This window comes from Caulobacter sp. 10L414 (assembly GCF_056395525.1).
Map to the genome: position 1 here is coordinate 130,931 of NZ_JBFTJR010000015.1, position 19,411 is coordinate 150,341.

Sequence of the window (19,411 nt, forward strand, 5' to 3'; positions counted from 1 at the left end):
GTCCAGCCGGCGGTGCAGCATTTATAGTATAATATCGGCCCGCGCAAACGTCGGCGGGCGGCCGCCAATACGGCCGAATGTTTCACTCGCCCCCCGGGTAGGCTGTGGTTCCAATGCCACTGTGTCGGGATTAATCACATTAATCCTTTGATCGCTTGCTTGCGAGTTACCGGTATCATATAGGTCGACCCATCCCGCGTGGCAGCGAAAAGACAGCGCTGTCCCGTTTCGACCACAAGTTCAACAAACGTCCACTGCGCCTTGAGAGCGCTGGGGCGACGATCACGGGAGGGAAGCATGAGGCACCCCAATTTCACGCGCCGTGCGCAGCTGGCCGGCGTTTCGGCCATCGTCATGGCCGCCTTCACCGCCGCTCCGGCCTTCGCGCAAGATGCGCCCGCCGATGCGGCCCAGCCTGACACCGCTGTCGAAGAAGTCGTCGTCACCGGCGTGCGCGCCAGCCTGCGCTCGGCCCAGGCCATGAAGCGCGACGCCAGCCAGATCGTCGACTCGATCGTCGCCACCGACATCGGCAAGCTGCCCGACCGCAACGTCGCCGAAGCGCTGCAGCGCATCCCCGGCATCCAGATCGACCGCAACTACGGCGAAGGCGCCAACATCGCCATCCGCGGCCTGACCCAGGTGCGCACCGAGATCAACGGCCGCGACAGCTTCACCGCCGGCGAAGGCCGCGGCCTGAGCTTCGAGGACGTGCCGTCGGAAGTGCTGGCCGGCGTCGACGTCTACAAGAACCCGGCGGCCGACCTGATCGAAGGCGGCATCGGCGGCCTGGTGAACCTGCGCACCCGCATGCCGTTCGACTTCTCGGGCCGCAAGCTCTCGGCCAGCGTCACCTCCAACACCTACGACTTCGTCGAGAAGACCAAGCCTTCGGCCTCGCTGCTGGTCAGCGACCGTTGGGACACCAGCATCGGCGAGATCGGCGTGCTGGCCAACATCGCCTACCAGAAGGGCGCGTTCCGTCAGGACACCATCTCGACCGAGCCGTTCTACACCCTGAAGCCGGGTGACGCGAACTACGTCAACTACCCGGGCTACGAGGGCAAGACCGTCACCGTGCCGCACGGCGCCGGCGTCAACACGACCCTGGGCGACCGCACCCGCAAGGGCGGCGTGCTGGGCCTGCAATGGCGTCCGAACGACCGCACCGAGATCTACGGCCAGGTCGTGCACTCGGACTACAAGTTCGAATGGCAGGACTATTCGGTGTTCGCCTACACTGGCAGCAACTCGATCCTCCCGGTCGCCGGCAGCACCTTCAAGTTCGACGAGAACGGCGAGTTCATCAGCGGCTCGTTCGCCAACGTGCCGTATGACTCCAACACCAGCTTCACCCAGCGCCACTCGGTCACCACCGACTACTCGATCGGCGGCAAGTGGGACGCCACAGACGACCTGACGCTGAGCACCGACTTCCAGTACGTCCGCGCGATCACCGACTCGGTGCGCTCGATCGTCAACGTCGGCGCCACGATCCCGGTGTTCAACCACGACATCTCGGGCGACATCCCGGTGATCACCACCGGCCCGAGCGGCTACGCCAGCAACCCGTCGAACTTCAACCTGGGCTACTATCTCGACCACATCGACAAGTCGGTGGGCACCGAGAAGGCCTGGCGCGCCGACGCCGAGTACAAGCCGGCCGACGCGGGCATCCTGCGCTCGATCAAGGTCGGCGTGCGCTACACCGACCGCGAGGCGGTGACCCGCTCGAGCACCTACCGCTTCGTGGGCTTCTTCAGCCCGCTGTCGAACTATCCGAACCTCTACGAGGTCAACCAGTTCGACAACTTCTTCCGTGACAAGGTCGACTCGTTCGGCCCGACGGTGGCGTTCAAGCGCTCGATCGCGCTCGACTACCGCGCCACGCTCAAGGCCCTGGGCCTGTCGGAAGGCGTGGGCTACGGCCCGGCCGACACCAACACCCAAGGCGAGCAGACCTACGCCATGTACGGTGTGGCCCGCTTCGGCTTCGACGCTGGCCAGTTCCCGGTCGACGGCAATGTCGGCCTGCGCGTGGTCCGCACCAACGTGACCTCGTCGGGCTTCGAAGGCATCACGCCGATCGTCAACTACGGCCAGGCCGGCGAGACCTCGGGCGCGACCATCTACTCGCCGGTCGAGGTCGCCCAGTCCTACACCAAGGCGCTGCCGAGCCTGAACCTGCGCATCCACCTGAAGGAAGACCTGCAGCTGCGCCTGGCCGCCTCGAAGGGCCTGTCGCGTCCGACCTTCAACCAGCTGAACGCCAACGCCAACATCGGCCAGCCGGGCAGCACCCAGCAGGGCCGCAACTCGGTCACCTTCGGCAACCCGAACCTGCGTCCGCTCGAGGCCGACCAGTTCGACGCCTCGCTGGAGTGGTATTTCAACAAGACCGGCATGCTGTACGGCGCGGCCTTCTACAAGAAGGTCGACGGCTTCATCTACAACGTCACCCGCAGCGACGTGCCGATCGTCTTCCCGGACGGCCGCACCGCCCTGTTCGACATCACGCGTCCGGAAAACGGCGACGACGGCAAGATCAAGGGCTTCGAAGTCGGCTACAACCAGTTCTTCGACTTCCTGCCGGGCCTGTGGTCGGGCCTGGGCGTCCAGGCCAACTACACCTACGTCGACAGCTCGGCGCCGAACCCCACGGCGCGGGACACCTCGGGCGTGGACCTGCCGAACGTGCCGCTCGAAGGGCTGTCCAAGCACAGCTACAACGTGGTCGGCATCTACGAGAAGGGCCCGATCTCGTTCCGCCTGGCCTACAACTGGCGTGACGACTTCGTTCGCACCACCTCGGGCAACGGCACGGGCAACCTGCCGGTCTACAGCAAGGCCTTCGGCCAGCTGGACGCCTCGGCGACCTACGACATCAACGACCACATGGCCTTCACCATCGAAGGCGTGAACCTGACGGACACCCAGCGCGACACGTTCTTCGGCAAGGAAACGCGTCCGCGCGACAGCATCCTGGTCGATCGTCGCGTCTCGGCGACCCTGCGCGTCGACTTCTGATCCGGCGGCGCCCGGCCTGCTTCTTCGGGGGCAGGGCGGGCTCGCCACCGCGAGGTTCCTCCCCGAACTCGCGTCTTCCTGCAGCCGCGGAGCGCCTTGGCGATCCGCGGCTTTTTCTTTGCCGGACTGGCCGCGAGGCGGACAAAAAGGGTTGCCTCTTCATTTGTATGATTATACGTATCGTTCCATCGGCGGAGGCGATCTCGGATCGTCTTCGTCCTGGTGACCTTCGGTCGTCAGCGCATCGCGCGGGCTCTTCTCCCCGAAGCCGCGCGTTTCTTTTCCCCGCGCATCGCTCCTGCGGCGATGCGCGGATTTTTTTGCCTTTATCCAATCGTTACAAAGATTTGCTGCCGAACCGGCGCGCCTGCGCCCGGGCTAAAACCGGTTGCAATCGGGGCTGTCTCCGCTAATTGTCGTATTTATAAGAATGGTAGCGGTAACGAGTGGGCGGGGCTTCAAGTCTCTCGCGCGACCGCCGGAACGGGAGGAGGCGAGGGGATGTCCATCCCGATTGACAGCGCTTACTTTCCACCGCGGGCGACCGATGCAGGCATAGCTTCCGACCGGCTCGCCAGCATGGAGGTTTCCGCGTGACGTTTTCCAGCAAGCCCAAGCGGGGCAGGCAGGGCCTTGCCGCCCTCGGCGCGATCCTCAGCCTGGCCGCCGCCGCGCCGTCCTTCGCGCAAGGTCAGCTGCCCAAGCTGGTGACCAAGGACGGCAAGCATGCGCTGCTGGTCGACGGCAAGCCGTTCCTGATGCTGGGCGTCCAGGCCAACAACGCCGCCAACTATCCCTCGCAGATGCCCAAGGTGTGGCCGGCCGTGAAGGCCCTGCACGCCAACACCCTGGAGATCCCGATCGCCTGGGAGCAGATCGAGCCGGTCGAGGGCAAGTTCGACTTTTCCTATCTCGACCTGCTGCTCAAGCAGGCCCGCGAGAACGACACCAAGCTGGTCATCCTGTGGTTCGCCACCTGGAAGAACAACGGCCCGCAGTACGCGCCCGAGTGGGTCAAGCTCGACAACAAGCGCTTCCCGCGCCTGATCAACGGCAAGGGCGAGGTCAAGAACTCGCTGTCGCCGCACTTCCGCGCGACCCTGGAGGCCGACAAGAAGGCCTTCGTCGAGCTGATGCGCTTCATCAAGGCCAATGATCCCGACCACACCGTGATCATGGTCCAGCCCGAGAACGAGGTGGGGGCCTACAGCGCCATCCGCGACTTCTCGCCGACCGCCCAGAAGATCTTCGACGGCCCGGTTCCGAAGGAACTGGCCAAGGCGATGAACAAGAAGCCTGGAACCTGGAAAGAGGTGTTCGGCAAGGACGCCGACGAGTTCTTCTACGCCTGGTCGATCGGCCGCTACGTCGACGAGATCGCCGCCGCCGGCAAGCAGGTGCTGCCGCTGCCGATGTACGTCAACGCCGCCCTGCGCGACCCCTTCAACGACCAGGACCCGTTCACCTACTCGTCGGGCGGCCCGACCTGGAACGTGCTCGACGTCTGGAAGGCCGCCGCGCCGTCGATCGACGCCCTGGCGCCCGACATCTACATGCGCGAGAGCGAGAAGGTCCGTAAGACGCTGGAACAGTACGGCCGGGCCGACAACGCCCTGTTCGTGCCAGAGATCGGCAGCGACAAGGCCTACGCCCGCTACATCTACGACGTGCTGGGCCATCAGGGCATCGGCTTCGCCCCGTTCGGCATCGACTATACCGGCTATTCCAACTACCCGCTGGGCGCCAAGACCATCGACGCCAAGGCGATCGAGAACTTCGCCGTCCACTACCGGCTGCTCGCGCCGATGGCCCGCGAGTGGGCGCGCCTGTCCTACGAGGGCAAGGTCTGGGGCGTGGGCGAGCAGGAGGGCGGCAAGCCCGAGACCATCGACCTGGGCGGCCGCTGGAACGTGCGCGTGACCTATGGCGAATGGCAGTTCGGCTCGATCGAGGCCCCGTGGATGGCCAAGGCCGAGAAGCAGCCCGACCGCGAGATCCCCGACGCCGGCGCGCTGGTCGCGCAACTGGGGCCCGACGAGTTCCTGATCACCGGCTACCGCGCCCGCCTGACCTTCGGCTCGGCCAAGAACGAGCGGTTCATGGTCTCGCGCGTCGAGGAAGGCCACTTCGACGACAAGGGCCAGTGGGTGTTCGACCGCGTCTGGAACGGCGACCAGGTCGACTACGGCCTGAACCTGACGACCTTGCCCCAGATCCTGAAGGTGAAGCTGGCGACCTACTAGGTCGCCGGCCAGGCCTGAGAACAAGAACGAAAACAACGACGACAGGGAAGAAGAACGACATGCGCAGCATCTATCGGGGCGGCGGCCTGGCCGCGGGCCTGGCCCTCTCCCTGCTGGCCTCGACCAGCGCCTTCGCCCTCGACGGCGGGTTCGAGAAGACCGCCGACGGCGTGGTGGTGACCCCAGCTTCGGGCCCGGCCAAGAAGGTGCGGCTGCAGGTGATGGGCGAGCGGATCATTCACGTGACCGCCTCGCCGACCGACACCTTCGACAACCCGCCCAGCCTGATGGTCACGGCCAAGCCCGTGACCAGCGGCTTCACGGTCGACGAGAAGGGCGGGGTGCTGACGCTGAAGACGGCCAAGGCGACCGCCCAGGTCTCGCTGAAGGACGGCACGGTCGACTTCCTCGATGCGGCCGGCCGCAAGGTGCTGGCCGAGCGCGACCGCGGCGCCTTCACGCCGGTCAAGGTCGAGGGGCAGGACTTCTACAGCGTCCGCCAGCAGTTCAATCCGGGCACGGACGAGGCCTTCTACGGTCTTGGCCAGCACCAGAACGGCCAGATGAACTACAATGGCCGCGACGTGGAGCTGCTGCAGTACAACCGCGCCATCGCCGTGCCGATGCTGCTGTCGTCCAAGGGCTACGGCCTGCTCTGGGACAACAACTCGATCACCCGGTTCGGCAATCCGATCCCCTATGACGTCGCCTCGCGCGACCTGAAGATCTTCGACGCCGACGGCAAGGCCGGCGGCTTCACGGCCAAGTACTACCAGAACGGTCAGCTGAAGGTGACGCGGGTCGAGAAGGACATCGACTACCGTTTCCTGAAGGACCTGCCGAACTGGCCCGCCGAGCTGCAGGACGCCGCCAAGAAGAACCTGCCGGGCCAGACGGTGACCTGGGACGGCTTCGTCCAGACCGACAAGGCCGGCGAGCACAACTTCAAGCTCTATTCCAGCGGCTACGCCAAGGTGTGGCTGGACGGCCAGCTGGTCATCGACCGTTGGCGCCAGAACTGGAACCCCTGGTATCACAACTTCGACGCCAAGCTGACGCCGGGCAAGAAGCACAAGGTGCGCGTCGAGTGGACGCCCGACGACGGCTATATCGGCCTGCTGCACAACGACCCGATGCCCGCGGCCGACCGTCACTCGCTGCAACTGACCTCGGAAGTCGGCAAGGCCATCGACTACTACTACATCGGCGGCGAGGACCTGGATCAGGTGGTCGCCGGCTATCGCGACCTGACGGGCTCGGCGGTGATGATGCCGCGCTGGGCCTACGGCTTCTGGCAGTCGCGCCAGCGCTACGAGACCCAGGACCAGATCGTCGGCGTGGTGAAGGAGTACCGCAAGCGCGGCCTGCCGCTCGACAACATCGTCATGGACTGGCGCTACTGGAAAGATCCCGAGTGGGGCACGCACAAGTTCGACGAAACGCGCTTCCCCAGCCCGCAGAAGATGGTCGACGACATCCACGGGATGAACGCCCACTTCATGATCTCGATCTGGCCGAAGTTCTATCCGACCACGGACAACTTCAAGGAGCTGGACGCCAAGGGCCACATGTACAAGCGCAACATCGAGCAGGGCGCGCTTGACTGGGTGGGGCCGGGCTACCTGAACTCGTTCTACGATCCCTATAGCCAAGAAGCGCGCGACATCTACTGGAAGCAGGTCAAGCGCGACCTCAAGGTCTATGGCGTCGACGCCTGGTGGATGGACGCCTCCGAGCCCGACCTGCACTCCAACGTCGACGTGCCCGAGCGCACCCTGCGCATGAGCCCGACGGCGCTCGGCCCCGGCGCGGAGTACTTCAACAGCTATGCGCTGGAGCACACCCGCGGCGTCTACGAGGGCGAGATCAAGGACAACCCCGACGTCCGGCCGTTCATCCTGACCCGTTCGGGCTTCGGCGGCTTGCAGCGCAACGCCTCGGCGGTGTGGAGCGGCGACGTCGTGGCCCGCTGGGACGACTTCCGCGACCAGATCTCGGCCGGCGTGAACCTGTCGATGTCGGGCATTCCCAACTGGACCACCGACATCGGCGGCTTCTCGGTCGAGAAGCGCTACGAGACCAAGGACCCGGCCCACTGGGCCGAGTGGCAGGAGCTGAACCTGCGCTGGTTCCAGTTCGGCGCCTTCAGCCCGCTGTTCCGCAGCCACGGCGAACTGCCGTTCCGCGAGATCTACGAACTCGCCGACGAAGGCAGCGACATCTACAAGTCGCTGGCCTGGTACGACGAGCTTCGCTACCGGCTGATGCCCTACGTCTACACCCTGGCGGCCGACACCTATCACCGCGACGGCAGCATGATGCGCGGCCTGGTGATGGACTATCCCGGCGACGCCGAGGCCAGGAACGTCGACGACCAGTACCTGTTCGGCCAGGACTTCCTGGTCGCCCCGGTCACCGCCTTCAAGGCCCGCTCGCGCAGCGTCTACCTGCCGGCCGGAACCTGGTACGACTTCGAGACCGGCAAGGCCTTCAAGGGCGGCCAGAGCGTCAAGGCCGACGCGCCGCTCTCGCGCATGCCGCTGTTCGTGAAGGCCGGCGCCATCGTGCCGACCACGGTCGTCCAGCAGTATGTCGGCGAAAAACCCGACGCGCCGATCACCCTGCTGATCTTCACCGGCAAGGACGGCAAGTACGAGCTGTATGAAGACGACGGCCTGTCCAACGGCTACGCCCGCGGCGCCTGGGCCCGCACGCCGATCTCCTACGATGACGCCAGCGGCCGGGTGACCATCGGCGCCCGCTCGGGCGGCTTCAAGGGCATGGTCGACAAGCGCACCTTCAAGGTCCGCTTCATCGGCAAGGGCGGGAAGCCGACTGACTTCGATGCGGCGGCCGACCTGACCGTCGAGTATGACGGCCAGCCGGTGGTGCTGACCCGCAAGTAGGGCCGCATCGATGCCTGAAACGGGGCCCGGCGGCGACGCCGGGCCCTTCGTCGTTTCAGACCAGCGGGCAGGCCCTGGCGTAGGCGTGACGCACGCCCAGCAGGCCCGTGTGGATTTCCAGGCAGACTGTCCCGCCCATGTGATGCGAGGCGTAGACGGCGCCGGATACGGGCATGTCGTCGAACGACCGCTGGCGGCCATCGATGACCGCGACGACGTCCATCAGGCCCTGCTCCCGCGACGAAAGCGCCATGTTGGTGATCTGGCCGGTGGCGATCTCGAAGCGGCCGCGGTTCAACGCCACGTCGGCATAGGCCAGCACGCCCCAGCCCCACAATCCGGCGACCAGGGCGCTGCAGATCATGGTCGTGCGGCTTTGCCGGCGTCGGTCGGCGAGCCACATCGCCGTCCACAGGGCCGCGCCCGGCAGGATCGAGGCGACGATGAGGGCTGCGGGGTTCAGGAAGTCGTGGTCGAGGCTGCGTACGAACAGGGCCGTGGCGGGCGCGGCCCAGGCCATGGCCAGTTCCTCGGCGCCGGCCTTTCGCTCGCCGCCGAGCAGCGAAAGTTCGGGGCGCAGGCGGATCAGGATCACGGCGACCCACGGCGCCAGGGCGCACAGCCCGATCACCAGCGCGTATGGGCGTGGCGCGAACAGGGCCCACATGGTGACGCCCACGCTGGCGATGGCCAGCCGCCACGACAGGCGGCGGGCGAAAGGAAAGTCGATGGTCGAGCGCGTGTCGCTGGCGGACATGGCGCGAACCTAGGGCAAGCTTCGCCTTTAGCGCCAGTGAAACACGGCCCTGAAGATGCTCTTATCGCGCCGAGATCCTCCGGAGAGTCGCATGTCCAAGTTCATCGCCGCCGCCGCGCTCGCGGCCTCGCTGACCGCCGCGCCGGCCTTCGCCGGCGACTGGTCGCTGGCCATCCACGGCGGGGCAGGGGTGATCAATCGCGGCAGCCTGACGCCCGAGAAGGACGCGGCCTATCGCGCCGGCCTCGACGCGGCGCTGAAGGCAGGGTCGGAGGTGCTGGAAAAGGGCGGTTCCAGCCTCGACGCGGTCGAGGCCGCCGTGAAGGTGCTGGAGGACAATCCGCTGTTCAACGCCGGCCGGGGCGCGGTCTTCACCGCTGACGGCAAGAACGAGCTGGACTCCTCGATCATGGACGGCGCGACCCTCAGGGCCGGCGCGGTGGCGGGCGTGACCCGTACGAAGCACCCGATCAGCCTGGCCCGGGCGGTGATGGAGAAGTCGCCGCACGTGATGCTGGCCCGCGAGGGCGCCGACAAGTTCTCGGTCGAACAGGGGCTGGAGCAGGTGGATCCCAGCTACTTCCGCACCGAGGAGCGCTGGAAGCAGCTGGAGGCCTGGCGCGCCAAGCAGAAGGCCGCGCTGGATCCGACCCACCTCTACGGCACGGTCGGCGCGGTCGCCATCGACGCCAAGGGACACCTGGCGGCGGCCACCTCGACCGGCGGCATGGTCGGCAAGAAGTGGGGCCGCATCGGCGACAGCCCCATCATCGGCGCGGGGACCTACGCCCAGGACGGCGTCTGCGCGGTCTCGGCTACGGGCTCTGGCGAATACTTCATCCGCACCAGCGCCGCCCATCAGGTCTGCGCCCGCATCGCCTGGAAGGGCGAGGATCTCAAGACCGCCGGCGAGGCCACGATCAAGGCCATCGGCGACATCGGCGGCGACGGCGGCATGATCACCATGAACGGGAAGGGCGAGGTCGCCTTCCCGATGAACAGCTCGGGCATGTACCGCGGCTGGGCCAGCGCCAAGGGCCGCGGCACGGCGATCTACGCGGACGAGAGCAAATAGACCCTCCCCCTTCGGGGAGAGGGGTTTTAGGCCGCCGCCACCAGCTTCGGCTGGATCAGCGCMGCGGCGTTGATCCGCCGGCCGCCGGGCTTGATGACTTCCAGGTGCACGTGGTCGGTGATGCCGGGATAGTGCTTCTGCAGGCTGGCCACCTTGCCGATCACCTGGCCCAGGCGGATGGTCTGGCCGACCTCGACGTCGGGATCGACGTAGAAGGCGCGGGCGACATAGCCGAGGGCCGGGTTGGTGATCTCGATGAAGCGCAGGTCCGGCGCGTCGGCGTAGGCGTAGCCGATCTTGGTGACGTAGCCCGACATCGGGGCCTTGGCCGCCTGGCCGGCGACGGCGACATAGTCGACGCCCTCGTGCTTGCGCGAGCCGCCGTCGCGGCGGGCGCCGAACGCGCCGTCGCCGAAGTCGTCGTGCTCGCGCGGGGCCGCGCCCGTGGGGTTGGCGAAGTCGGCCGCGCCGTCGCCGTCGACGTCGGCGCCCTTCCACACCGTTTCCATGCGGACGGGCTGGGGCGGGGTCTCGTCCAGCCTGTTGAGCAGCGTCTGCACCGCGGGCCGCGCCGAGCGGTTTGCATGCGGGCTTTCCATCGCCAGGCCCGCCATCGGCGCGAAGAGCACCGTCAGACCCAGGGCGATCCGCGCCTGGGGAGGAAGCTTCTTCAGCGCCGGAAAATGCATTTCGCCATCCTATGGATCGTTTCGCGTCGTGGGGCGTTGAGCGCGCCACGGGGCGTCGTTAACCATTCAGATAAGGCGATGAAAAGGCAGGATTGCTGCGTCAGGTCGACGCGCATGTGCTTGGTTATGCTCAAGCTGGAGGCTTGAGATTCAATCGAACATTGTTCGAATGTCGACTTACGCGCCAGCCAGGACTGAACGGATGCGGTCGGCCAGTTCCCTGTTCTCGAAGGGCTTGCGCACCATCGACAGGTCCGTCCGTTCGGGCGTCACGTCGGCATGCCCGGTGACCAGGATCACGCGCAGCCCGGGAGACAGGTCCCTGGCCGCGCGGGCCAGCTCCAGGCCGGTCATGCCGGGCATGGCGAAGTCGGCGATCATCAGGTCGGGACGGGCTTGGCGCACGCGCCGCAGGGCCTGCTCGCCGTCCTCGGCCTCGATCACCCGGTGGCCGAGGTCGCGCACCATGGCCACGGTCACGGCCCGCACCGTGGGATCGTCGTCGACCACCAGCACGCTGCGCGACGGCTGCTTGTCGAGGGCCTGTTCGACCTCCCGGCAGTCTTCCCCCGGCCCGCAGTCGCCCGAGCCGCGCGGCAGATAGAGGTTCACCGCCGTGCCTTCGCCGGGCTGGCTCTCGATGTCGATCGCCCCGCCCGAACGCTGGGCGAAGCCGTAGACCATCGACAGGCCAAGGCCGGTGCCCTTGCCGACGGGCTTGGTGGTGAAGAACGGCTCGAAGATCCGCGCCATCAGTTCGGGCGAAATGCCCTCGCCGGTGTCGCGCACGGTGACCAGCACATAGTCGCCGTCGGGCAGGTCGTGGCGCGAGGTCGGGCCGGCCATGGCCAGGTTGCGGGCGCTGATCGAGATCACCCCGCCGCCGGGCATGGCGTCGCGGGCGTTGACCGACAGGTTCAGCACGGCCAGTTCCAGCTGGTCTGGCTCGACATGCGCGGGCCACAGGTCGGCGGGCAGGTCCCAGGCGATGCGCACCGCGCCGCCCAGGGTGCGCACCAGGATGGCGTCCATGCCCATCAGGGTGTCGGCCACGTCGACCACCTTGGGCTGGCTTTCCTGCTGGCGGCTGAAGCCCAGCAGGCGATGGGTCAGGGCCGCGCCCTTGCGCGCCGCCAGGCTGGCGTTGTCGAGATAGCGGCGCACCTTCTCGGCGTCCGGCAGGCGGCGCCCCGCCAGTTCCAGGCTGCCCAGGATCGCGGTCAGCAGGTTGTTGAAGTCGTGCGCCACCCCGCCGGCCAGGGTGCCCAGGGCCTGCAGCTTGTCGGCCTGGCGCAGGCGGATCTCGGCCATCTTCTGGTCGGTGACGTCGCGCTCGATGACCAGCAGGTGCCCGGCCTCGTCGCGTAGCGGCACGTATTGACGCTCGGTCCACACCGGCCCCGTCAGGGTGGCCTCTTCCTCGACCACCTGCACCGGCTGACCGGCCGCCAGGGCCTCGGCGGCCTGCGGAGCGTCGGCGAAGGCATGCTGCTGCGAGGCGTTGGTGCGAACCACCCGGCCTTGCGCGTCCTTGAAGGCGATGACGGCAGGGATGCTGTCCATCAGCCCGCGCAGCAGGGCCTGCTCGGTGCGCAGGGCGCGGCGCAGGCGGGTGCGCTCGACGCCGGCGGCGACGGCCGCGCGCAGGGCCTCGGGCTCCCACGGCTTGGCGATGTAGCCGCTGACGCCGCCGAGGTTCAGGGCCGAGACCACGGCCGACAGGTCGGCATAGCCGGTCAGCAGGATGGAGTCGGCGTCGCTGATCGAGCGGGCGGCGGCCAGGAACTGGTCGCCGGTCAGGCCCGGCATCCGCTGGTCCGACAGGATCAGGGCGACGGCCGGCTCCTGGGCCAGGATGTCCAGGGCCTTGCCGGGGGCGTTGCTGGTGAGGACGCGGTAGCGGTCCTCCAGCAGGTCTTCCAGGGCGACCAGGATGTCGGGCTCGTCGTCGACGATCAGGATCGTCGGACGCTCGCCCCCGGAGGCGCTCATCGGCTTTCTCCGTCGGTGGCAGGTGGCGGGATGATGATGGTGAAGCGCGCGCCGCCAAGGTCGCCCTTGTCGACGGCGATCGAGCCGCCGTGGGCGCGCACCACGTTGTAGGCGATGGCCAGGCCAAGGCCCGTGCCGGCGCCGACCGGCTTGGTGGTGAAGAACGGCTCGAAGATCCGGTCGCTCAGGTCGGCCGGCACGCCGGGGCCGGAGTCCTCGACCACGATGACGAAGTCGCCGCCCTCGTCGCGCGTGGTGATGGCGATGACGCCGCGACCGCCGCTCGGCCCTTCCAGCGCGTCGGCGGCGTTGCCGACGATGTTCATCACCACCTGGTTCAGCAGGGCGGGCGAGCCTTCCAGGGTGTTGCGGGCGGCGTAGGCGCGGCGCACCTCGATGCCGTCGCCCAGCTTGTGGGTCAAAAGGGCCAGCACGGTCTCGATGGAGTCGGCGGCGTCCAGCACGTGGCGGTCGCCCTCGTCCAGGCGCGAGAACTTGCGCAGGTTCAGCACGAGGTCCTGGATGCGCTTCATGCCCACCCGCATCGAGGCCAGGCGCGCCTTGGCCTTGTCGAGGCCGGGGGAGGGGCTTTCCTCGGCGGCCGMGGCGATCAGCCGTTCGACCGTGTCCTGGTGGCCCAGCAGGAAGGCCAGGGGATTGTTGATCTCGTGGGCGATGCCGGCGACCAGTTCGCCCAGCGAGGCCATCTTGGCGGCCTGCACCAGCTGGCCTTGCGCATCCTTCAGCTGGCGGTTGGCGCTGGCCAGGTCGTCGGCGACGGCGGCGCGGGCTTCGGCCCGGGCCAGCGCCAGTTCCTGGGCGCGCGCCTCGCCGGCGCTGCGGCGGGCCTCGTCGGCCATCAGCTTGCGGCGCAACTGGGCGCGGACCCGGGCGCGCACCACTTCGTCGTTGGCCGAGGCGGGCACCACGTCGTCGGCGCCGGCCTCCAGCGCGTCGGTCAGCAGGTCGCGGTCGGTCTCTTCCCCGCCGAAGGCCAGCAACTGGAACGGCGCGCCCAGCCGCGCGCGGCGGGCGTCCAGCGCCGCCAGCGCGGCCAGGTCGTCGCGGTCGCCGCCGCGCACGCCGACGATGACGCCGTCCAGTTCGCCATCGAGGGCCGCAGCGTCGGGATCCAGCCGCTCCAGTGTCGCCACCTCGTAGCCGTCATGCTCCAGCAGGTGGCCAAGGCGCAGGCGCAGCGTGGCGCTGGGGTGGGCGACCAGAACCCTGGCCCGGCGGAACGGCTCTGAGGCCTTGGGGGCGGCGGTCTCGGCCCTGGCCCTTCGCAGCAGGGCCTTCAGCCGGACGATCACCACCTTGGGATCGGCCGACTTGGCCACATAGGCGTCGGCGCCGCTTTCCAGGCCCTGGCGTTCGAGGTCGCTCTCGCGGGCCCCGGTCAGCATCAGCACCGGCAGGGCGCGGGTGCGGCCGTTGAGACGGATCTGCCGCGACAGCTCGCGTCCGTCCATGCCCGGCAGGTGGAAGTCGGCGACGATCAGGTCGGGCAGGTGGGCGTTCAGGTGCTCCAGAGCCGCCTCGCCGCTGGCCGCGCACGACACCGAAAAGCCCTCGGCTTCCAGCAGGCCGCGCAGGCGCAGGGCCTGGGTTTCGGAATCCTCGACGACCAGGACCGAGGCGCTCATGCATCCTCCCTGCGCCGGGCCAGCTGGGCGATGCGCGGGCCGATCAGGTCGAGGGCGAGCACGGCGCGGGCCGCGCCCAGCTTCACGGCGGCGGCGGGCATGCCGTACACCACGGCGCTGCTTTCGTGCTCGGCGATGGTGAAGCCGCCGGCGGCGCGCAGTTCGGCCAGGCCCTTGGCGCCGTCCTCGCCCATGCCGGTCAGCAGGGCGGCCACCGTCCGCGAACCCACCGACCGCGCCAGCGATTGAAAGAGCACGGTCGCCGACGGCCTCTGGCCGCTGACGGGCGCGGCGCCCGACAGGCGCATCACGCCGCCGGGCGTCAGGGTCAGGTGGCGGTCGCCAGGGGCGACATAGGCCCGTCCGGGCAAGGCCAGCTCGCCGTCCTTGGCCACCGCCACGCGGATCGGCGACAGGCTGTCCAGCCAGCTCGCAAAGCCTTCCATGAACGCCGCGCCCATGTGCTGGACGATCAGGACGGGGGCGGGGAAGTCGGCGGGCAGGGCGTCCAGCACCCGGGCCAGGGCCGGCGGCCCGCCGGTCGAGGCGGCCAGCGCCAGGTAGCCCAGGTCCTGGAAGTCGGCGGCGCTGGCGATCGGCGCGGCCTCGCGCGGGGCGCGGGCCCCGCCGCCGATGGCCCGGCGTCGGATCACCGGCACGCTGCTCATGATGAAAAGCTGGGTGCAGATGGTGTCGGCCAGCTGCTCGTAGCCTTCGGTGGCCAGGCCCACGGGCTTTTCCACCACCGTCAGGGCGCCGGCGCGCAGGGCGTTCATCGAGATCTTCAGCGAGGCGTCCTCGACCGCGTCGGCGATGACGACGATTGGGGTCGGATGGTCCGACATGATCCGCGCCGTGGCCTCCAGCCCGTCCATGCCGGGCAGGCGGATGTCCATCGAGATCACGTCGGGCCTGACGCTGGCGATGCAGGCCAGGGCCTCCTCGGCCGAGGCGACGGCGGCCGCCACCGTCAGGCGCGGGTCGCGCTCGACGATATGGGTCAGCAGGACGCGCACCACCGTGGAGTCCTCGACGATCATCACCCGCACGGGCTTGCCCGAGGCCTTCACAGCAACTGCCCGATGGCGGCCAGCAGCTCGCGCTGGTCGAACTTCTGCTTGGTGATGTAGGCCTCGGCGCCCAGATCGAGGCCCCGGCGCACGTCGGCGGCGTCGGCGCGCGAGGTCATCAGGATCACCGGCGTGGCGGCCAGGGCCGCGTCGGCCTTCACCGCCTGCAGCAGCGAGAAGCCGTCCATGCGCGGCATCTCGATGTCGGCCACGACGAGGTCGATCATCGCCTGGCCCGAGCGCAGCAGGTTCAGGGCGTCCAGGCCGTCGACGGCCAGCAGCACGCGATAGCCCTGGGCCTCCAGTATGCTCTTCTCCAGCGTGCGGGTGGTGATGGAGTCGTCGACCACCAGGATGGTGCGGGCGGCCTCTTCCGCGTCGTCGGCGGTCTCGGCGAAGCCCAGGCCGCCGGCGGCCAGCTGGCGCTGGTCGCGCAGCCAGCGGCGCACTAGGGCGTCGGGATCCAGGGCGAGGGCCGGCGCCTGGTCGTCCAGCTGGACGGCGCCGGCGATCAGGTCGGCGTCCAGGTCGTCGGCGTCCAGGTCCTCGACCATGGCCGAGCGGACGTCGCACAGGGCGTCGACGGCCAGCGCCACATGGCGGCGGCCATGGCTGAGCAGCACGGCGGACACCGCGCCGGCATGGACGGGAACCTCGGCGGCGACGCCGGTCAGGAGAGCGGAAAGCGGAACCATTGGGACGATAACGTCGTCCCCGTCGATGGCGATCCGTGCGGCCGGGTGTCCTTCCACCGTTTCCAGCGCGGTGGCGTCCAGGCGCAACAGTCGGCGCACGCCCAGCGAGGGCAGGGCGGCCTGGCGGCCCTGGATGTCGACGAACAACAGCGACTGCCGCGCGGCCGACAGCGGCGTCGACAGCACGACCCGCGCGCCCCAGGGACGGCCGGCCGTCAGGCGCAGGTCGCCGCGCAGCTTGCGCGCGGCCTCGGCCACGACCGACAGGCCCATGCCGCGGCCGGCCAGGCGATCCACGCCCTGGGCGGTGGAGACGCCCGGCGCGAAGGCGTGGGCCAGCAGTTCCTCCGGCGTGGGGGCGGGGGCGCCGTCCTGGCGGGCGGGCATCAGGCCCTTCTCGACGGCCGCAGCTTCCAGCCTGGCCAGGTCGGGTCCGGCGCCGTCGTCGGCGATCTCGATGCGCAGCCGGCCTGATGCGGCCGAAACGGCCATCACCACCGTGAGGCGCTCGGGCTTGCCGGCGGCGGCGCGGGCCTGCGGCGTCTCGCGGCCGTGGCTGACGGCGTTGCGCAGCAGGTGCATCACCGGGTCCTTCAGCGCCTGCAGCACCCGGCGGTCGGCGCGGGTCTCCAGGCCCGTGACCCGCACGTCGACCGGCACGCCGGCGTCGCGGGCGATGTCGCGGACCATCGAGGCGAAGCCGCCGAACACGGTCTCGGCCGGGGCTTGGCTGATCTCCTCGACCCGGCCGCGCAGGTCGGAAAGCCCCTGGTCCAGGGCCCAGCCGGCCCGCACCCGCCGCACCGAAAGCTCGTTGAGGGCGCGCGACAGGTCCTTCAGGCCCTGCTCGACCTCTCGCGCCCGGGTCGCCGCGCCGCGGGTGTCGCGCCAGCGGCGTTCCAGCTTGCGCGCCTCGGCGGCCAGGCGCCGCAGGTCCTCGTCGACGGCCCCATGGTCGAGCACGTCGCCCGACAGGGTCTGCATGGCGCGCGACAGGCCCGCGACCGCCTCGACGTCGATGCGGACGTACTCCACCGCCTCGTCCGCCGCGGGAGCGGTCGCCGCCGCCGGCTTGGGCGCGGGCGGGGCGTAGGCGGCGCTGGCGGCGTCCTCCACCGCGTCGAGCAGGTTCTCCAGCACGGCGACGGTCTGGGCGTCGAGGGCGCGCGAGCCGTCCATCAACTCGGCGCACAGGCTTTCCAGCGCATGCGCCTTCTCCTCGACGGCCGGCAGGTCGACCGCCCGGGCCGCGCCCTTCAGGCTGTGGGCGCGGCGGAAGATCTCGCGCGTGTCGACCTCGCCGCCGGCCGCGATGGCCTGGCGGATCGCCTGGAGGTGCTCGCGGTGCTCGAGGTCGAACGCCGCCAGAAGCTGTCGCCGGATGTCGGGCACGTCGCGATCAGGTCCGGTAGCGCTCGGACAGGGCCAGCAGCTGGCGCGACAGGTCCGACAGGTTGGCGGCGGCCTCGTCCAGCTGGCGGGTGCCGGCGGCGGTCTGCTGGCTGGCCTGGCGGATGTTCTGCAGCGCGCCCATCACCTGCTCGATGCCCAGCTGCTGCTGGTTGGTCGAGGCGACGATCTGCTGGAAGGTCTGGACGCTTTCCTGCACCCGGCCGGTGATCTCGGTGATCGTGCGCTGGGTGGTGTCGGTGCGCTCCTTGCCGGCGGCCACGCGCTTGACGGCCTCCTCGGTCAGCATGACCGAGGCGTTGATGCCGCGCTGGATGTCGCCGAGGATCGAGCGCACCTGGGTGGTGGCTTCCTTGGCCTGGTCGGCCAGCATCTTCATCTCCGAGGCCACGACCGCGAAGCTGCGGCCGTTCTCGCCGGCCGAGGCGGCCTCGATGGCGGCGTTCAGGGCCAGCAGGTGCGAGCGTTCGGAGATGTCGTTGACGGTGGCGATGATGTCGCCGATCGCCTGGGTCTTCTCCGACAGGGCGACGATGTTCTCGGCCACGGCCTCGGCCTGCTCGCGGATGGCGTCCATGGCCTTGGCGGTCTCGTCGACGGCGCGCAGGCCCTCGTTGCTGGTGTGGGCGGTCGCCTGGGCCGAAGCGATCACTTCCTGGGCGCGCTTGCCGATCTGGGCGCCGGAGTGGGTGATCTCGTCGACCGTGGCGGCGGTCTCCTGCACGGCGGCCAGCTGTTCCTCGACGCTGGCGGCCTGCTCCTGGGTCGAGGCGCGGATCTCGGCGGTGGCGGCGTTGAGGTTCTCGGTGGCCTCGCGGCTCTGGCGGGCCAGCACGACCAGGCCGTCGACCATGGTGTTGAGCGTGCCGCCCAGCTGGCCGATCTCGTCGTTGGTGGCGGCGGCCGCGCGGCCGGTCAGGTCGCCTTCGCCCACCTTGCCGACGAAGCCCATGAATGCGCCAAGCGGGCCGACGATCGAGCCCCGGATGGCCCAGGTGATCGCGCCCGAGATCACGGCGGCGACGATCAGGGCGATGATGATCGACACCTGGCTGACCTTGTAGACGTCGTTGATGCGGCGCTGGCCCGACAGGATGGCGTCGTCCAGCACGTCCTCGGCGCCCTGGATGCCGCGGCCGAACTCGCCGCGACGCTGGACGAGGGCGGTCTGGGCGGCGGCCACGCCGGCGCTGTCGTTGCGGCGGATGGCGCTGAACAGGTTCTCGGTGTCGGTCCGGCCTTGGCGCGAGGAGGCGGCGGTCTGGTTCAGGTAGTCCTCGATGCGGCGCCAGGCGTCGGCGCGCTCGGCCGAGAGGGCGCTCTGGCGATAGTCGCGGGCGGCCGCGGCGGCCTTCTCCAGGGCCGTGTCCATGTCGGCGCCGCGCTGGCGCCAGCGGGTGACGGGGTCTTCCTCGTTGCCGCCCACGCCGCCGGCCGAGCGCGACAGGTAGCTGGTGATCACCGCGTCGCTGGCCGCGCGCATCTCGTTGGCGGTGGTGCGGATCTGGGCGACCTGGCGGACCACGGCCATGTCGCGGGTGACGATGGTCTCGGTGGTGTCCTTGACCACGCCGATCTGGAACAGGCCGAACAGGCCAACGCCCAGCAGCAGGACGGTGACGGCCGCGAAGCCGAGGATGATGCGGTTGGCGATGGTCACTAGGCTCTTGCCCCCAAGGCGGCGGAAAGGTGGTCGGCGACGAGGTCGTCGAGATGAAGAAGGGTGACGGTGCGGCCGGCCAGATCGCCGGGGCCCTCGGCCACCAGGCCGCGAACACCGCCCTCGAAGGCGTCGCCGGCGATCTCGCGGGCGACCCGGGCGGCGCCGGGCGCGGCGTCGACGCGCAGGGCCAGGTTGCCCGCGCCGCGCAGGGCCACGAGGAAGCCGGGCGCGTCGGGCG

At 69.2% G+C, this 19,411-nt stretch carries 12 protein-coding genes; 4 read left to right on the forward strand and 8 right to left on the reverse strand.

What is annotated here, in order from left to right; genetic code table 11:
* Positions 1-297 precede the first annotated feature (297 nt).
* The 3 genes from AC1DCG_RS08710 (at position 298) to AC1DCG_RS08720 (ending at position 8,176) form a co-directional block, all read left to right on the forward strand.
* Positions 298-3,027 carry a TonB-dependent receptor gene (locus tag AC1DCG_RS08710; protein ID WP_477029613.1) on the forward strand — a complete coding sequence of 910 codons (2,730 nt, stop codon included), beginning with the start codon at positions 298-300 and terminating at the stop codon, positions 3,025-3,027.
* Positions 3,028-3,620: 593 nt separating this feature from the next.
* Positions 3,621-5,270, forward strand: a complete 1,650-nt coding sequence (locus AC1DCG_RS08715; protein WP_477029614.1) for a DUF5597 domain-containing protein — start codon at positions 3,621-3,623, stop codon at positions 5,268-5,270.
* Between the two features lie 59 nt (positions 5,271-5,329).
* Positions 5,330-8,176 carry a TIM-barrel domain-containing protein gene (locus tag AC1DCG_RS08720; RefSeq protein WP_477029615.1) on the forward strand — a complete coding sequence of 949 codons (2,847 nt, stop codon included), beginning with the start codon at positions 5,330-5,332 and terminating at the stop codon, positions 8,174-8,176.
* 55 nt (positions 8,177-8,231) lie between these two features.
* Here AC1DCG_RS08720 and AC1DCG_RS08725 read toward each other — a convergent pair whose 3' ends face one another.
* Positions 8,232-8,933 (reverse strand): hypothetical protein, encoded by a 702-nt coding sequence (locus tag AC1DCG_RS08725; RefSeq protein ID WP_477029616.1) that lies wholly within the window; start codon positions 8,931-8,933, stop codon positions 8,232-8,234.
* A 91-nt stretch (positions 8,934-9,024) separates the two neighbouring features.
* On the opposite strand from AC1DCG_RS08725, the gene AC1DCG_RS08730 reads away from it, so the two are divergent.
* Positions 9,025-10,008 carry an isoaspartyl peptidase/L-asparaginase family protein gene (locus tag AC1DCG_RS08730; RefSeq protein WP_477029617.1) on the forward strand — a complete coding sequence of 328 codons (984 nt, stop codon included), beginning with the start codon at positions 9,025-9,027 and terminating at the stop codon, positions 10,006-10,008.
* A gap of 26 nt (positions 10,009-10,034) precedes the next feature.
* Here the strand turns inward: AC1DCG_RS08730 and AC1DCG_RS08735 are convergent, their stop codons facing one another.
* From AC1DCG_RS08735 to AC1DCG_RS08765, 7 genes are all read right to left on the reverse strand, one after another.
* The gene (locus AC1DCG_RS08735) at positions 10,035-10,697 is read right to left on the reverse strand and encodes a M23 family metallopeptidase (protein ID WP_477029618.1); all 663 of its coding nucleotides are present in this window, start codon (positions 10,695-10,697) and stop codon (positions 10,035-10,037) included.
* A gap of 177 nt (positions 10,698-10,874) precedes the next feature.
* Positions 10,875-12,689, reverse strand: coding sequence for a response regulator (locus tag AC1DCG_RS08740; protein ID WP_477029619.1), 1,815 nt, complete (start codon positions 12,687-12,689; stop codon positions 10,875-10,877).
* On the reverse strand, positions 12,686-14,335 hold the full coding sequence (locus tag AC1DCG_RS08745; RefSeq protein WP_477041452.1) for a response regulator: 1,650 nt from the start codon (positions 14,333-14,335) through the stop codon (positions 12,686-12,688). The genes AC1DCG_RS08740 and AC1DCG_RS08745 overlap by 4 nt, the downstream gene beginning before the upstream one ends.
* A complete protein-coding gene (gene cheB / locus AC1DCG_RS08750) occupies positions 14,332-15,405 on the reverse strand; it encodes a chemotaxis-specific protein-glutamate methyltransferase CheB (protein WP_477029621.1) in 1,074 nt (357 codons plus the stop codon). The genes AC1DCG_RS08745 and cheB overlap by 4 nt, the downstream gene beginning before the upstream one ends.
* Positions 15,402-17,492 carry a hybrid sensor histidine kinase/response regulator gene (locus AC1DCG_RS08755; RefSeq protein WP_477029622.1) on the reverse strand — a complete coding sequence of 697 codons (2,091 nt, stop codon included), beginning with the start codon at positions 17,490-17,492 and terminating at the stop codon, positions 15,402-15,404. The genes cheB and AC1DCG_RS08755 overlap by 4 nt, the downstream gene beginning before the upstream one ends.
* Before the next feature lie 7 nt (positions 17,493-17,499).
* A complete protein-coding gene (locus AC1DCG_RS08760; protein ID WP_477029623.1) occupies positions 17,500-19,170 on the reverse strand; it encodes a methyl-accepting chemotaxis protein in 1,671 nt (556 codons plus the stop codon).
* Positions 19,170-19,411, reverse strand: a 242-nt coding sequence (locus AC1DCG_RS08765) for a hypothetical protein (protein WP_477041453.1), incomplete at its 5' end; no start/stop codon positions are given. The genes AC1DCG_RS08760 and AC1DCG_RS08765, both read right to left, overlap by 1 nt.

Excerpts from the sequence above, each read along its gene's own strand:
- AC1DCG_RS08710 (WP_477029613.1), top strand. The coding sequence starts at position 298 with ATGAGGCACCCCAATTTCACGCGCCGTGCGCAGCTGGCCGGCGTTTCG.
- AC1DCG_RS08720 (WP_477029615.1), top strand. The coding sequence starts at position 5,330 with ATGCGCAGCATCTATCGGGGCGGCGGCCTGGCCGCGGGCCTGGCCCTC.
- AC1DCG_RS08725 (WP_477029616.1), bottom strand. The coding sequence starts at position 8,933 with ATGTCCGCCAGCGACACGCGCTCGACCATCGACTTTCCTTTCGCCCGC.
- AC1DCG_RS08730 (WP_477029617.1), top strand. The coding sequence starts at position 9,025 with ATGTCCAAGTTCATCGCCGCCGCCGCGCTCGCGGCCTCGCTGACCGCC.
- AC1DCG_RS08740 (WP_477029619.1), bottom strand. The coding sequence starts at position 12,689 with ATGAGCGCCTCCGGGGGCGAGCGTCCGACGATCCTGATCGTCGACGAC.